11 protein-coding genes are annotated in these 14,539 nt (G+C 42.5%); 2 read left to right on the top strand and 9 right to left on the bottom strand.

Annotation, left to right across the window (positions count from 1 at the left end; genetic code table 11):
- The 5 genes from AB204_RS17665 to AB204_RS21620 form a co-directional block, all read right to left on the bottom strand.
- Window positions 1-871, bottom strand: an 871-nt coding sequence (locus AB204_RS17665; RefSeq protein ID WP_047964698.1) for a hypothetical protein, incomplete at its 3' end; no start/stop codon positions are given.
- Entirely contained in the window at window positions 872-4,000 is a 3,129-nt protein-coding gene (locus tag AB204_RS17660) for a toxin VasX (RefSeq protein ID WP_047964697.1), read from the bottom strand.
- Window positions 4,001-4,018: 18 nt separating this feature from the next.
- Window positions 4,019-5,230, bottom strand: coding sequence for a DUF4123 domain-containing protein (locus AB204_RS17655; protein ID WP_047964696.1), 1,212 nt, complete (start codon window positions 5,228-5,230; stop codon window positions 4,019-4,021).
- Window positions 5,230-7,239: a type VI secretion system tip protein TssI/VgrG gene (tssI, locus tag AB204_RS17650; protein ID WP_047964695.1), complete on the bottom strand. Its 2,010-nt coding sequence runs from the start codon at window positions 7,237-7,239 to the stop codon at window positions 5,230-5,232. The genes AB204_RS17655 and tssI overlap by 1 nt, the downstream gene beginning before the upstream one ends.
- Before the next feature lie 12 nt (window positions 7,240-7,251).
- Window positions 7,252-8,994 carry a type VI secretion system baseplate subunit TssF gene (locus tag AB204_RS21620; RefSeq protein WP_072061471.1) on the bottom strand — a complete coding sequence of 581 codons (1,743 nt, stop codon included), beginning with the start codon at window positions 8,992-8,994 and terminating at the stop codon, window positions 7,252-7,254.
- Between the two features lie 631 nt (window positions 8,995-9,625).
- Here AB204_RS21620 and AB204_RS17640 point away from each other — a divergent pair.
- Window positions 9,626-9,877, top strand: coding sequence for a GlsB/YeaQ/YmgE family stress response membrane protein (locus AB204_RS17640; protein WP_047964694.1), 252 nt, complete (start codon window positions 9,626-9,628; stop codon window positions 9,875-9,877).
- 82 nt (window positions 9,878-9,959) lie between these two features.
- Here the strand turns inward: AB204_RS17640 and sseA are convergent, their stop codons facing one another.
- Window positions 9,960-10,799 carry a 3-mercaptopyruvate sulfurtransferase gene (gene sseA, locus AB204_RS17635; protein ID WP_047964693.1) on the bottom strand — a complete coding sequence of 280 codons (840 nt, stop codon included), beginning with the start codon at window positions 10,797-10,799 and terminating at the stop codon, window positions 9,960-9,962.
- A gap of 100 nt (window positions 10,800-10,899) precedes the next feature.
- The gene (locus AB204_RS23100; protein WP_167336750.1) at window positions 10,900-11,055 is read right to left on the bottom strand and encodes a hypothetical protein; all 156 of its coding nucleotides are present in this window, start codon (window positions 11,053-11,055) and stop codon (window positions 10,900-10,902) included.
- Between the two features lie 235 nt (window positions 11,056-11,290).
- Between AB204_RS23100 and dinG the strand changes: the two genes are divergently transcribed.
- The gene (gene dinG, locus AB204_RS17630; protein WP_047964692.1) at window positions 11,291-13,426 is read left to right on the top strand and encodes an ATP-dependent DNA helicase DinG; all 2,136 of its coding nucleotides are present in this window, start codon (window positions 11,291-11,293) and stop codon (window positions 13,424-13,426) included.
- 54 nt (window positions 13,427-13,480) lie between these two features.
- On the opposite strand, the gene AB204_RS17625 is transcribed toward dinG, so the two are convergent.
- Together AB204_RS17625 and dps are read right to left on the bottom strand one after the other, a co-directional pair.
- Window positions 13,481-13,702 (bottom strand): alkylphosphonate utilization protein, encoded by a 222-nt coding sequence (locus AB204_RS17625; RefSeq protein ID WP_047964691.1) that lies wholly within the window; start codon window positions 13,700-13,702, stop codon window positions 13,481-13,483.
- 190 nt (window positions 13,703-13,892) lie between these two features.
- Window positions 13,893-14,399 (bottom strand): DNA starvation/stationary phase protection protein Dps, encoded by a 507-nt coding sequence (gene dps / locus AB204_RS17620; RefSeq protein WP_047964690.1) that lies wholly within the window; start codon window positions 14,397-14,399, stop codon window positions 13,893-13,895.
- Window positions 14,400-14,539 lie beyond the last annotated feature (140 nt).

Here is a 14,539-nt window from a genome sequence, read left to right as displayed (position 1 = left end):
ATATTGTTGATTGACGTTTAAAATCCACTGAACTGACGGATTTTTTCCCTTGAATTAGATATTTTGCCATAAAAGCCAATAAATATTTTTTACTGATTATATCATTAGGTAAATATGGGGTTTCAGGTTCAAAAGCATAAATAACCAACTTGTTATTCTCATTTAAGCCATAAACTCTTAAATACAGAATATCATAGAGATGAATAGCATTTACTTGAGAATAACGCGCAACATACATTTTTCCCTTACGCCAAGTATAAAAAAGTTGTTTTTTCCGATCAATAACAAGTGGAGCTATTTTATGTATTAAAAATAATAAACCTAGATGAATTAAAATGATTGTAACAAAAAATAGAAAAAAACCACCATCTAGTAATAAATCCTTTTGAGCAGTAGATTTGCTATAAAAACCATTATCCGTATAACGAATATGAAAATATTGAGAAAATGAAATGCTCTTTGCATTAGCAATATATTCATATTTCTTAACATAATCTGGGATGTTAGGATTTAAGTAAAATTTCTCACCGTAATCTCTTTTAGCATAACTTAAACCTCTTAAATAAAAAGCCTCATTAACTTTCCATTCCGTAATATAATTATCAACAAAAAAACAGAAAACTAATAAAAAACTAGCAAAAGAAGAGAGAAAAACTTTTTCACGAAAACCACCTCTACTATATCGTATTTCACATTTTTTATCATCAATTAAGTCAATAAAACCCTCTGTTTTTATTTGTTCTTTATCCAGCATCCCAATATCTTCATCCAGGAAAGGATCGCAAGCAGTTGATAGCTGGCTAATTCTGGCATCATTATTTACTTTGACGTCTGTCTTTTTGGTTAGCCACTTTTTTATTGATCTTATCATTCAACATACCTTCTCATCAAAATATCCATAAATCGCATTTTCGACTGTTAGCTCTTCTCCCCACTGATAACGCAAGGGTGATATATCATCTTCTTTTGGCATATAATACCAAAAAATCGTGAGATATTGAGCATATTCTTCTTCTATTTCCAATGTCAGAGTGAGCATGCCATTTTCATCAATAGGATTTTCATTTTTATAAATTACTTCAGCGAGGGATTGCTCCATTAATTCATCAAATCTCCGCTTAGCGTTAGCGTAATGACGCTCATTTATATAAATGGTGTGATCACTTCTGGAAGTAACAGTAGATGATGGTAATACATGATAAACTAACTCTGATCTTTCCCATTGAAAATTTGGCAACATAAAACGATAAACCATATTTCCTTTTTTATCACTTTCTTTTTTTAATATTGGCCTGGTAAAAAAATTCAAAAACTCTTGATGTTCTACCTTAAATGCATTAATGATTTCATCATTCATTTGGTAAACTTCTTTGAACTGATCTGCTATATCATTAGGTCTTTTTAAGCCCATTTTCAAAAAAGAATACTTTTCGCCACTTCCCCAAAAGCAATTCATTAATAAATATTCCAATTGACTTTTTCCAAAGAAAAATAAATAGACAATGCTTGCTAACATACCTAGAATTCCTACCCATATCATACTGGTAAAGAATGCCCCTGCTCCGGCTGCTCCAGCACCTGTGCCCAAAAGTGATGGCCCCAAAAATCCAGCGGTAATCATTAACGTACCGGTACCAATAGCAACATGTGCATACGCTTCCTTATGACTACCTAAAGCGCTAGCATGATAAGCATCATAATAAGAAAGTGCTCCGCTTAAAATCCCAGATATCCCAACCGTTCCCTTTGCCACCAGTTTTATATAGGTACTATTTAACATAAGCCTGCGTGATGCAGCACCTAATAGTGCTTCTGCTGCAGGATGATTTATTCTTCTCGCCAGTGCTTCTGCTTTTGCAAGCCCTTTCCCGAAAAGCTCAGAAGAATTGCGTGCTGCAGCTGCCATACCAAGTGTCGTATTCAGGTAAGTAAAAGCTAAATACACAATTTTTCGATTCGCGTTCAGTGGATTATTTCTATCAAAGCCAGACTGCGACAATAAGGTATAGAATGTATAACTTTTCATAATAAGATCAAATCCAGTTAGGCTGCAATCCAGTACAATACTAAGAGACTTATCATAATGTTGCATAAACTTAATATTAAATTCTGGGCTGTTAATTTTAATGGTAGGTATTTTTAGTTTCAAATCTCCCGTATAATTTTTAATCCTATTTGACCAATTAAATACTATCTTTCCTCCCTTTTTTTGAGTGTTGACTTTGATTTTTTTTACCCATTCTTTCGCTTTCCCTATCAGACCCTGTTGTTTATATTTTTCCAGATCATTGATTAATTTTGCCACTTCTTTTTCTGTCAATAAAACAGACCCTTTATATTCTTCTACTCCTAATACGCTAAACATTTTATTGGTAAAAGTCTGGTTTACTTTTTCAATACTTTTTGCATATAAGCTGACAGAACCTTGAGCTATTTTTTCGGCTACCAATGCAAGAAACTTCCCTAGTACTTCACCTGTCGCACTAAAAACTTTATCTATTCCTTTTGTTATATATTTTGCCATCAATGGTTTTTTAGCACCATCATGTCCTAGTGTATTGACGATCCCATTGTTAATAACAAACCATGCACCACCTTCATCTAATGCAGGCTTACCGCCAATAATATGTTCTAATGTCGACGTTCCCTCTGCTGTTCTCTGTAATGGCTGCATTAATTCTGCAATAAGATCACAATATATTTCAAACTCTTGACCATCTTCTTCTGTCAGGTCACTTTTTTTATCACTTAACGAAAAAAAGTACTTGAGATAATGTGATAATCCACCTAATTTACCCGCAATATTCGGACTTTCAAAAAATTCTTTGTATATTTCAAGAACTTTTTCCTGCCTTTTTTTTACATCTACAATGGGATCGGTAAGTTTAGGCCACCAGGTTTTCCAATTTTCCTGATGTATATGTTCTTTAAAATATTCTTTAATATTTTCATCTTTTGATGCAGCAATTATCTCGACAAACTGCCCTATCGTAAGAGGATAAATATTTGTTGCAGAATAACTTAGCTGCCAAAGGTTAAGTAACTCATAAGCCATCAAAATATCACGCTGATATCCCACAGGATCATGCAATACCACAATCTTCGCTTTATCTTTGTAATAAGGGCAGATAAGACTGTCTATATAACGCATTTCCATATCTGCATTCATGAGAAAACTGCCTTCAGTCGTGATATCCCCCAAATCAGCAGATTGTAAAAGCGGATCGGATAATTGATTTTTGTATACCTGAAATTGTTTTTCAGGATCTTTGAAATCTTCCACTAATCCGTCGAAATGTTCTTGTCTGGCATCAATGGCATAATCTGATACCTCACTATCTAAATCCACAAATTGCATCGCACTCTTGCGGAAGTTTTTATCGTTATCCATCTTATTCAGGATAGATTTAGCCAGCTTGACTTCACTGTAAGCAATGCTGATTCGGGTCACATCTTTATCAATTGCCAGAAAAGGATAGCCTAATCCCGCTGTACCGCTGGCAGGGTGGATTTCTTCCCACGATGAGCTTCCGGCTTTTTGCTCATATTTGGTGTATTTTGTGACCATTCCCCTTTTGCCCTCTAATGTGACAATTTCAGGGCTGAATTTGAAAATCAATAACTTGCCATCCTGTTGGGAGCCCCTGGTTTTAATCGGCCCTTCTTCTTTGACATAGATCCAACCCGGTCTTGGCATTCGAATGCTATAGCCCCCCAAAACGCTTGCATTTAATGAATTATCATAAGGATCAATAAAAGTTCTTATTGGTGGCGGTAATTGAGCATTTACCCATTTGTCACCAAAAAAATTCATATAAGCATATCTGACAGGATAAACAGGCCGGATATTGGCGTCACATGGCCTGACAACGGTATCCATATCCAACTCATGAGGTATGCGTGCATTCGCCTCATCGACAATTTTTTCAAATATTTTTTCCGCTTTTTTCGCGGCTGTCTCAAGGGCGTCATTCGCGCTCGTCAATATCGATTTTTCCATTTCTCTTATTTCCTTATGTTAACTTAATGCCCGGTTTTTAAAACAATACTCATAACAAGCCAGCGCCCGCACCTCTTGCGCCTGTGCTTGTGTACAGGCATGCTGCCATGCACTCTGCCAGAGCTCTTCGTTATCCCGCGCCAGACTTCTGCCCGCTACCAGATACAGAATGGAACGCTGATGGGCGAAACCCGCCAGACAAGCAAAATTGGCCTGTTGCACCACAAAGACTGGCAGTTGCTTCTTCTGTTCTGGCGACAGTTCAGGTTGGGTTTCTGCAATAAATTTCACTATCTGAGCCACTGCCCGCTCTTGGGTTTGCCCCGCCAATAGGTTCATCAGATAGGAGTTGATTGTCACGGGTGCCGTTTTCTCCTGATCCAATGTGTTTTCAGCCAAAGAAAGGGCGTAGTACTGCGTCGTCTGGCTATCGAAATAACCGATGCGCGTTATCGGGCGCATAAAGTGCATCAGTTGTTCATCCGGCAGGCTTTTCAGTAGCGGGATCAAGCCTTGCGGTACATAGAAGCGGTAAAACACCCATGATTGTTGTTGTTCATTTCTCAGGTAGGTGAATTTACGCAGGTGATTACGGATTACGGGGAATGGCTGGTCACTGTCGATAAAAATTCCCGGTTCCGGGGTTATCGGCTGTGTGATCTTTTGCTGAAAAGCAGAGTGAATCGTGGTGTCATCGGTTAATTCCACCAGATAAGGGGCGCTGTCTTCGAGCGTGATTTGGGTTTCTCCCTGAAACAGGCTTTCCCATCGCAGGTTGGAAACCATCAGGTCAGGCACGATAAAACTGCCCATGACCCGACGGTAAACCGTGGCATCAATCACCATATAGCGGTATTGCCCGCTCTCTCTGGCAGGCATGGTTTCCGTCACGGAGAACTGCAATACGCCACGCTCGGCAGGCAAGAGGGTGTTGATATTGTGTTCGTTCAGCGGGATCACCCGTGCATTCCGCTCCACCCCCTGCCGGAACTGCCGCAATAGCGGCAATTCGACACAAGAGCTGGTGGCAAGGTATTCAGGCAACGGCTGAATATTTTGGTATTGCTCCGGTGAATGTCCCGCCTGTAGGACATATTCCACCAGCGCCGACAGAGCCTGTGGTCTGCTCGTTGCATGGACAATCGCCCGGGCAGAGTAGTGTTCACCTTGTTGCGTGGCATAGGAATAATCCACCACCCAATGTTCGGTATAATCGGGTATCCAGGACATTATTCTGATGACTCCCGCTGCTTACGGGCTTTTTCCCGGCAATCCTCAGCCATTGCCAACCCTTCATTGGCTGATCCGCTGAGTGATGGCACCGTGCCCGGGCTGCCCCCTGTGACCGAAACATCCCCTTGCAGGGTGATTTTGCCGGTGATTGTCACCCCTGAACCATCCAGCATAATCGACCCCGCCTTGCCTTTGATCAGCACGGATTCGCTGGCCTGTAGGGTATGGACTTTCGTCAGGGTTTGGATGTTATTCACGACGTTTAGCGTATAGTTGTTATTTACCTTAGCGGTTTTATCTCGACCAACTTCCTGTAAATGATCAGCAAAGATATTTTCCTGCCAGTTGTTGTTAATGCGGGTTTTGCGATCTTTGGTGATGGTTTCAAACTGGTTCAGGTCAATCTGGATGTGCTGTTCATGCATGATCCGGATGAATTCATCGTTGCCGATTTCATGTTTGCGGTTGTTCAGTACATGGTGGCTTTCATCATGACCAACGCGTTGGGTTTTATCGTGGTTTATCTGGATAAGCTGGTCTTTCTGGGCATGGATATAAATTTCCTCGCTGCCTTTCGCGTCTTCAAAACGCAGTTCGTTAAAACCTTCGCCTTTGTGGGTGTGGGTCTTGAAGGTAGTACGCGTTTTTTCCGCCGGCAGATCCAGCGGTGGGCGGTTGCGCCCGTTGTAGGTACAGCCTGTGACGATTGGGCGATCAATATCCCCGTTCAGATAGGAAACAATCACTTCCTGACCAATGCGCGGAATTGCCATAAAACCATAGCCATCACCATTCCATCCCTGCGCTACACGCACCCAGCAGGAAGCACGGTCATCTGCTTCATCGTAACGGTTCCAATGGAAATGAACTTTGATAGCGCCATGTTTATCAACGTAGATCTCTTCACCTTCCGGCCCCACGACGGTTGCCACTTCATCTCCATCTGCCAGCGGTTTATATCGGAAAGGCGGACGCCAATCCTGCCTGCCCGGAATAAAAGTAACGTGATTGGTTAAGGTTGTTCCTTCACCCGCATCTCTGGAGGCTTGTGGTTGATGCCCCTGATGCGTGACAGTAACCACCTGCCAGCGATCATTCATCGTTGCAATCGGGTGGGATTGCAGAACGAAGATCCGTCCCGGTCTTAATTTAATACAGTTGGTACTCGCTTTGCCGACTTTACTCTGGTTCTGCAACTGCTCCAAACGCAGTTGGGTGAAAGGGCGACCTTCTGCATCCATCTGAAAACGGCCATAGCTCTCAAATACAGAATGGTTCCCGCCATCATCTGACGCAGCCAGATGTTGCAGAGGGTAGGAAGGCCGAAGGAAATTATTATCTTTATGGATCGTTTCATCCGGGCACAGATATTCGCCGTAATTCCACTGCCATGCTGTCGAGTCACTGTTATCCGTGTTTGCTTGTACGTTGTAGGTCAACGTCAATGCCGCCAACATGCCGAGGTGGGAATTGCTGTAAAACAGTTTGTCCTCTTCAAACCAGAACATGATGCCTTCTTCCGCCGCCAGCCGGCACCAGAATTCATAAGCGGATTCGCGTTTCTGGGTGGTATATTCCCGTATCGAATGCTGCTGGTGATCTTTGTAGAACTTGTTGTCTGCCCTGATGCGATTTTCTTTCAATAACTGATTAAGAATATCCGGCACGGATTGATGGTGGAAAATCCGGCTATCCTGATTGAGCGTCATCAGCCACATTTCAGGGCGAATAATAAAGGTGTAATAGGTTTGTCGGCCATCGGTGTTGCCTTGCTCGGCTCCGGCCACAACACCATTAACGGTTCGCTCAATGACGCCATCCCTAATCACCGTCAGAGAAGCACTGGAACCCAATTGTTCATTGAGTGCCACGTTGTCAAAGGAACTGACGACTGTCATAGAAAGGTGAAACAGTTGTGATAACCCCTCCTGTAAGCTGAAATTCACTACCTGAAACGTTGTCTGCGGCAGGGCACCTACCTGACACGTAAAAACTAATCCATCCATTGTAGAAACTCCTTACATAATTGAGCGATAACCTTGAATCATTGAAGGTGACAGATACCATTCCGTCCCTGTGGGTTGGTTGAGCACGCGCATTCGCAGCCATGTCCCTTGGGAGAGGCAGAACGGGAAGAATTGGTATAGTGAATTGGCGAATCGATACATTTCGCCAGCATCGGTATAAGCGGTTTCATCCAGCATCAGGGTAACCAGCAGGCAACGAACGGGTCTGTCCCGGATCATCCTGTCACCCCATTTTGCTTTTATATTGGCAATCCCGCCGATCATGCGCCGGATATTCCGGCTGGACGTGCGATCAGTATCTGCATACAGATCAAAATCCTGTAGTAGTTGTTTGACTGATGCGCTCATCTCCAATAAATGACTGCCGACAGAATAATGCGACAACAAATCCCAGTGACGATGACTATCAACAATCGGAGGATAAGTTTGTGAAGTGGGAGTGATATTTTTTAATTGAAAAACTTCGGGAACATTTTCTCCCGTCTGGCAGATCTCGCCCAGTACAAGAGGTGCCTGATATTGTTCGAAACCATAAAAATGGCAGATGAACTCGCGCTCAGGTGGTTTACGCATCAACTCCGCTTTACTGCCATAGAAAATCAGCTCGTACTGTATTCTGCCCAGCGCATCTTTACTGACTTCAAGCGCATAGAACCAAGCTTTGTCGTACTCTGGGTGATAACGTTCCATACCTGTCAGGAGGCTGACCGGATAAAACCGATATTCATCCCCGCGTCTTTCCTCTTCTGTGTTTGGCTCATTTTTTAGTTCAATACCTGCAATATGCAGAACACCCTGAGTCGGCATTAAGGGTAAATGATAGCGAGCTGTTTCCGGGGTAAAGGGAAGAGTTACCTGACTGTTACGCGCCATATTAACCACAGGTGCGCAATGAAGCTGGAATGCAGACTTTATTTGAGCTGCTGACAACGGCAATACGGTATTCAAAGTCAGGACGACACTGAATTCACGATGTTCTGCTAGTTTTAATCGCTTTGCCATTGTCGGCAGAGGTAAATTCAGAAATTGGTTAACATGTGGCAGATAAAGGGACTCAATCAACAGTTGTGGTGCCCAGTTATCTCCTGTAGCAGATGACAGAACCAATCGGGAAGCACCTGAGCGTGGTTCAAACCGATCTCCGTGCGCTTTATACACCTGCCCATCGTGATGCAGTTCAGCACCCTCATAATATTGAGTCAGCCCCAGCATCAGAGCATCAGCAACTTGCTCATCACTACTCAGGAACAAATTAATCGGCTGGGTCAGCCACTCCTCTTCCTTACCAATATAACGAAATTTTAAGGTGATTTTAGTTGTCTGTACTTGATGAGTTATGTCACGTGACACTAATATCAAAGGCTCAATAGGGCATTCCCGGCAAGTGACAAATGGCTGTCGATGATGAGTATGAACTTCTGTTCCTGCCGGAATGGAAAAAGCAAAATCCCCCTGTGCGCCACTGTCAAACTGAATGATGCTGGTCGCAGGAATACCTTTGATCGGCTGTGCCCGTAATTTTTGCAGTAACGGCTGAGTCAACTCAGGGAAGGCATCACCTACCTTCTGACTCAAACGGGCCATTAAAGCAGCAAAACCCTCATTAACCCTTTCAGCATCAGGATCCCTGCCACTAAGTACATCTTCAAGATGTGGTTTCTCTTCACGCGCAGATTTTGCAAGTTGCCTTAAGTAATCAAGTTCCCACTGATAATAATATTCAAACGATTTCACAACTGACTCCTGTTCCTTAAAGCGGCATGTTGTGAGAATGACCACTTTGCATTTATACCCGTCCTTCAAGTTGCAGCGTTGTTGGCACTCTGGAATACATAGGGTATATGTTTAGTTTATTAATTTCAGGTAAGTGCAAAATCTTTACCAATTCTTATGAATTAAAAATAGCCGCTTAATATATACACTGTCAGTTGTATGTCAAAACAAAAAATAGCGAACATATTGTTCCTTTATTCCCATTTCTTCATCGCAAAAACTTACGGAAAGCGCGGATCTTCTGGTAAACCGCGCCGCTGCCACTGAGCAGCCAGACCCGACGCGTGGCCTTCTCGCCGTTACGTTGATGGGTGGTTTCATCAATATAGATAACCGCCGATTGTTTCAGGTGTGCGCTGATGGCCTGATGTAACTATGAAGACATCTTCATTACAGTTGAAAAATGAAAACAGAGGGTGTATCACTATTATGGAAAGCTATTAAATTCACCCGATCCTATAAATATTCCTAATAACTGGAAAATCTCTTTTCCTTTCTGATTTGCAATTCTTTTGGCTAGTGTCTTAACTTAGGGCATAGAAACGTAACTTGACTCTTAAACAAATAATCTAATCAGATTCGGAGGTTGTATATGGGTATCCTGTCATGGATTATCTTTGGCTTAATTGCCGGGATCCTTGCTAAGTGGATTATGCCGGGAAATAACAACAGCGGCATTATTATGACAGTGATTCTGGGCGTTGTGGGCGCTGTTGTGGGAGGGTATATCAGCACATTCTTTGGAATGGGAAAAGTTGATGGTTTTAATTTGGGCAGCTTCTCTATTGCCGTTATCGGCGCGATGCTTGTCCTATTTGTATACCATAAAATTTCTAATCAGTAATTTTATAGACTTATCTTAAGGCTCACAATTCATATGATAAATAACAAGAAAGGGCATGTTATTTCGATGCCCTTTACTATCGTTATTTTTCTAATGGAAGTGAATCATCAGCTCCCCATTCAGCCCAAGAACCATCGTATAATCCAACTTCTTTGTGACCAATCATATCAAGCCCCAATACTAAGACGGCGGCTGTCATTCCAGAGCCGCAGCTAGTAATAATCGGCTGGTTTAAATCAACGCCTTGTTTGTGGAAAATTGCCGCAATTTCTTCTACGGGTTTATAACTTCCATGATCAATCAATGCTGTCCACGGAACATTTTTAGCACCGGGGATATGGCCCATTCTTAAGCCGGGACGAGGCTCTGGCACTTTTGCCTGAAAACGGTCTTCCGCTCTGGCATCAATAAACTGTATCGGTTCATTCTTATGCAGGATATTCAGGATCTGCGCCTGAGAACAAATTTTTTCGGGGGTAAACTGAACATTAAACACGTCGGGCGAATGAACAACTTCTCCTGATTCGGTTGGATAACCCGCCTGTTGCCAGCCTTGTAACCCGCCTTCCAGAATGCGGATATGGCGGGCACCAAAAATTTTGAATGTCCACCATGCTCGTGGAGCAGAGAACATATTTCCCTGATCGTAAATGACCACCAGATGGTTTTCACTGATGCCCATTTTACTAACCGCCTGACTGAAAGTTTCTGGTTCTGGCAGCATGTGAGGCAGGTTGGTCTGTAGATTGGCAACTTTATCAAGGTCAAAGAACTGAGCGCCGGGAATATGCTTATCTAACCAGAGTTGATGATAATCGATGGATTGAGTAGGCATCGGGGCGCTGGCATCAACGATAACGATATTCTCATCATGGAGATGCTCGTTTAGCCATTGTGGACTGACAAAATATTCATTTTTCATGAGCTTCCTCATCTGGTGTCGTCATACTGGATATTACAACCTGATATGTTGTCGAAAATGGATGCTGTAATATCAGGTATTGCGATAAAAGCTAATTTATTTATTGTTGCTCTACTGGGGCGTTTTCCTGCTGAGTCTGTTGTGGTTCTTCTGCTGGTGTTGTGGAGCGGGTGTACATATTCAACCCTGCCAGAAAGACGCCACCAATTGAGCCGATAGAAAATAGTATGATGATAATGAGCAGGATTTTTTTCATCTCTGTATCCAATAAGGTTTTTAATAAAGCGTTATAACAGCCATAAACATGCCAAAAGATAGAAAGCCAAAAGTATATCGGCTTCTATACTTCAGACAAGCAATAACCATTTTTATCGTATTGACAGTAAAACAGCCAGAACGCTGGGAACAACTTCCCAGTCATGAGTATATAAAGCTGATTTGATACTCACTCTATGGGAGAATAGCCCTCCAATTTTTAAGCAGTAAAACTTATGGCACTTTCCAGTTCAATAAAAAATCAAATTAGCCAATGGTATAAGGCATTATCCATCCATATTGATGGTTTCATCCCACGTGCACCTCAGCGTCAAATGATTGCAGAAGTTGCAAAAACACTGGCGGATGAAGAAGGGCGGCATTTGGTAATAGAAGCGCCTACGGGAGTAGGGAAAACTTTATCGTACCTGATTCCGGGGATTGCCGTCAGCCGGGCAGAGCAGAAACCATTGGTGGTGAGTACGGCCAATGTTGCCTTGCAAGATCAAATCTACAGCAAAGACCTGCCGTTGCTACGCAAGATTATTCCTGATCTGAAATTCACGGGCGCTTTCGGCCGTGCACGTTATGTCTGCCCACGTAATCTGGAGGCGATTTGTGCCGCAGAGGGAGAACAGATTGATCTGATGTTTCTGGTCGAAGAGAAAACGGAAATCGCCAATAGTGAAGAGCGTGAGTTATGTCGTCGGTTGCGTAATGATTACTCAACTTTTGTCTGGGATGGCCTGCGTGATCACCATAAACTGGCGTTATCGGATTCCCTGTGGGCAAAAGTCAGTACGGATAAGATGAACTGTCTGGCACGAAATTGTCAGTTTTATCATCGTTGTCCCTTTTTTCTTGCCCGTCGGGAGATTGACGATGCGGATGTTGTCGTTGCCAATCACGCTTTGGTTATGGCTGCGCTGGAAAGTGAATCCGTTTTACCGGAAGCAAAAAATCTGCTGTTGGTATTGGATGAAGGGCATCATATCCCTGATGTCGCAAGGGATTCGCTGGAAGTTGAAGGGGAAATTACGTTATTCCAGCTTAATGGGCAGTTAGATTTATTTATCCGTCATGTGGAGCAGTATCTGATTCAATTCCGTCCAACCAAACCGCCTGCGTTGGCAAATGTCACACGATTGCAGACTCACTGTGAAGCAATCCGTGAACATTTTAAGGAGTTGGCAATGATAACACAGGCTCTATTGCCTGAACGCGGTGAAGCGGACGAATATTTATTCGAACTGGGAAAATTACCGGATAGTTTGCTGTTGTGTTGTCAGCAGTTATTTAAGCTCACCGATGGATTACGTGGTTTAGCAGAAGCGATTTTAAATGACCTGAACGATCAAACGGCTAAACAGGATATTGTCCGGCTGCATCGTGCCATCCTACAAACCAGCCGGACATTGGGCTATTTTGAGAATATGGCTAAATTGTGGCGTTTGGCCTCGCAGGAAGAATCTTCCCATGCGCCGATATCAAAATGGTTAACACGCCGCTATGAGAAAAACCAATCACACCTCTATTTTCACTGTGCAGGCATTCGGGTCAGCGAACAGCTCACTCAGCTCCTATGGCGTAATATTCCCCATGTTGTGGTGACATCGGCGACATTGCGTTCACTGAATAGTTTTTCTCGTATTCAGGAACTGACTGGCTTACATGAAAACTATGATGATCGTTTTATCACTCTGTCATCGCCTTTTGAGCATGTACGGCAGGGGCGCCTGATTATTCCCCAAATGACACAAGAACCGACAATTCAGAATGAGATGCAGCATCTTGAGGAAATGGCGCGTTATTTCCGTTCGCAGGTGATAGACGGGAAACATCGGGGAATGCTGATATTATTTAGCAGCCAGCGTGCAATGGAAGGTTTCCTCACTTTTGTGACAGATTTGCGGTTGATGTTATTGGTACAGGGTGATCAGCCCCGTTATCGGTTGGTAGAAACGCATTGCAAGCGGATTGATGAAGGGCAAGCAAGCGTTCTGATTGGATTGCAGTCATTTGCAGAAGGGCTGGATTTAAAAGGTGATTATCTTTCTCAGGTACATATTCATAAAATTGCATTCCCGCCTGTAACCAATCCGGTCATTATCACCGAAAGCGAATGGTTGAAATCGTTGAAACGTTATCCCTTTGAAGTACAAAGCCTGCCAAGTGCTTCCTTCAATTTGATTCAACAAGTGGGAAGGTTAATTCGTAGCCATGAGTGTTATGGCGATGTGGTGATTTATGACAATCGTTTATTGACCAAGCGTTATGGGCCACGTTTGTTGAATGCTTTGCCTGTATTTCCTATTGAGCGGCCTGATGTGCCATCGGAACAGGCGTTGGCGCTAATGAAAAAGGATAAATAATGTAAAAGTTAACATTATTTATCCTTTAACCAAAAACAGGTTTGTAACTGTTATTTACCCTACTTTTTTCAGGAAGCAGGTTTTTAATACTAACCCTTTGATTTTATCAGCATTACACTCAATCTCATCTTCGCGATGAGTCAGGCGGATGTTTTTGACCAATGTTCCACGTTTCAGGGTCTTGGAAGTCCCTTTGACTTTCAGATCCTTGATCACCTGAACTGAATCACCGTCATTCAGCAATGCGCCGTTAGAGTCTTTGACTTCGATATCCATTGTATGGCGTCCTCATGTTTATTTTTAAATCAAACCGGGATTATAGAGAGAAAAACGATTTTTTTAAAGGTTAGTGTAATTTTTTAGAATATAACTGCTGTTTTTAAATGTTTTTCTTATCAATTGTATACAAAGATGTAAAAAAGGCCACAAATGTGGCCTTAACATTTTGAAAAATAATATTTTTATTTTATTGCTCAATGTTTGCTTCGATAAACCATAAAAATTTGTCGAGATCACGAGAGGCCGCAGTAAACATATCCGCAGTGTTTTCATCTTCCGCATCAACAATGGCCTGACGTATATCATTGGCGACGATGGAATAACGATCTGCCAGTGCCTTCAGATGATCTTGTACGTCATGAATGCCTGTTGGATAACTTTTCAGCGTTGTACGTTTACTCACTTCCTGAACGGTTCCTAACGCTGTGCCACCTAATTGAACCGCGCGTTCTGCAAATATATCCAGATGCTCAATAATGGCACTGCGAAAACTGTCCAGCATTTCATGAATAGCAATGAAATTCCGGCCACGCATATTCCAGTGGGCTTGTTTAGTCAGCATGGATAGATCGATAAATTGGATCACCATATGATTCAAGGCGGCAATCGATTTCTGTTTAACACCTTCATCAACATTATTGCGGGTATAAAGCAGGCCAGAAGGTTGGGTTTTGACTAATTTTGCTGTACTCATAATAGTGCTCCCTTAATTCCGAATAATGAATTGTCTCATTAGGTGTAATAATTATAGCGGACAATTTTTCGGGAGTCATATTGCTTATCCCTATTGGATTAATAGGTATTGGTATTAATAGCTGTCTCTTATACACATCT

The sequence above is a fragment of the Xenorhabdus khoisanae genome, from assembly GCF_001037465.1.
Classification (GTDB): domain Bacteria; phylum Pseudomonadota; class Gammaproteobacteria; order Enterobacterales; family Enterobacteriaceae; genus Xenorhabdus; species Xenorhabdus khoisanae.
Note: the sequence above shows the minus strand (reverse complement) of the source record. Positions and strands in the feature narration are given on the sequence as shown.

Coding starts and splice junctions, on each gene's coding strand:
- AB204_RS17660 (WP_047964697.1), bottom strand. CDS start 4,000: ATGGAAAAATCGATATTGACGAGCGCGAATGACGCCCTTGAGACAGCC.
- AB204_RS17655 (WP_047964696.1), bottom strand. CDS start 5,230: ATGTCCTGGATACCCGATTATACCGAACATTGGGTGGTGGATTATTCC.
- tssI (WP_047964695.1), bottom strand. CDS start 7,239: ATGGATGGATTAGTTTTTACGTGTCAGGTAGGTGCCCTGCCGCAGACA.
- AB204_RS17640 (WP_047964694.1), top strand. CDS start 9,626: ATGGGTATCCTGTCATGGATTATCTTTGGCTTAATTGCCGGGATCCTT.
- sseA (WP_047964693.1), bottom strand. CDS start 10,799: ATGAAAAATGAATATTTTGTCAGTCCACAATGGCTAAACGAGCATCTC.
- AB204_RS23100 (WP_167336750.1), bottom strand. CDS start 11,055: ATGAAAAAAATCCTGCTCATTATCATCATACTATTTTCTATCGGCTCA.
- dinG (WP_047964692.1), top strand. CDS start 11,291: ATGGCACTTTCCAGTTCAATAAAAAATCAAATTAGCCAATGGTATAAG.
- AB204_RS17625 (WP_047964691.1), bottom strand. CDS start 13,702: ATGGATATCGAAGTCAAAGACTCTAACGGCGCATTGCTGAATGACGGT.
- dps (WP_047964690.1), bottom strand. CDS start 14,399: ATGAGTACAGCAAAATTAGTCAAAACCCAACCTTCTGGCCTGCTTTAT.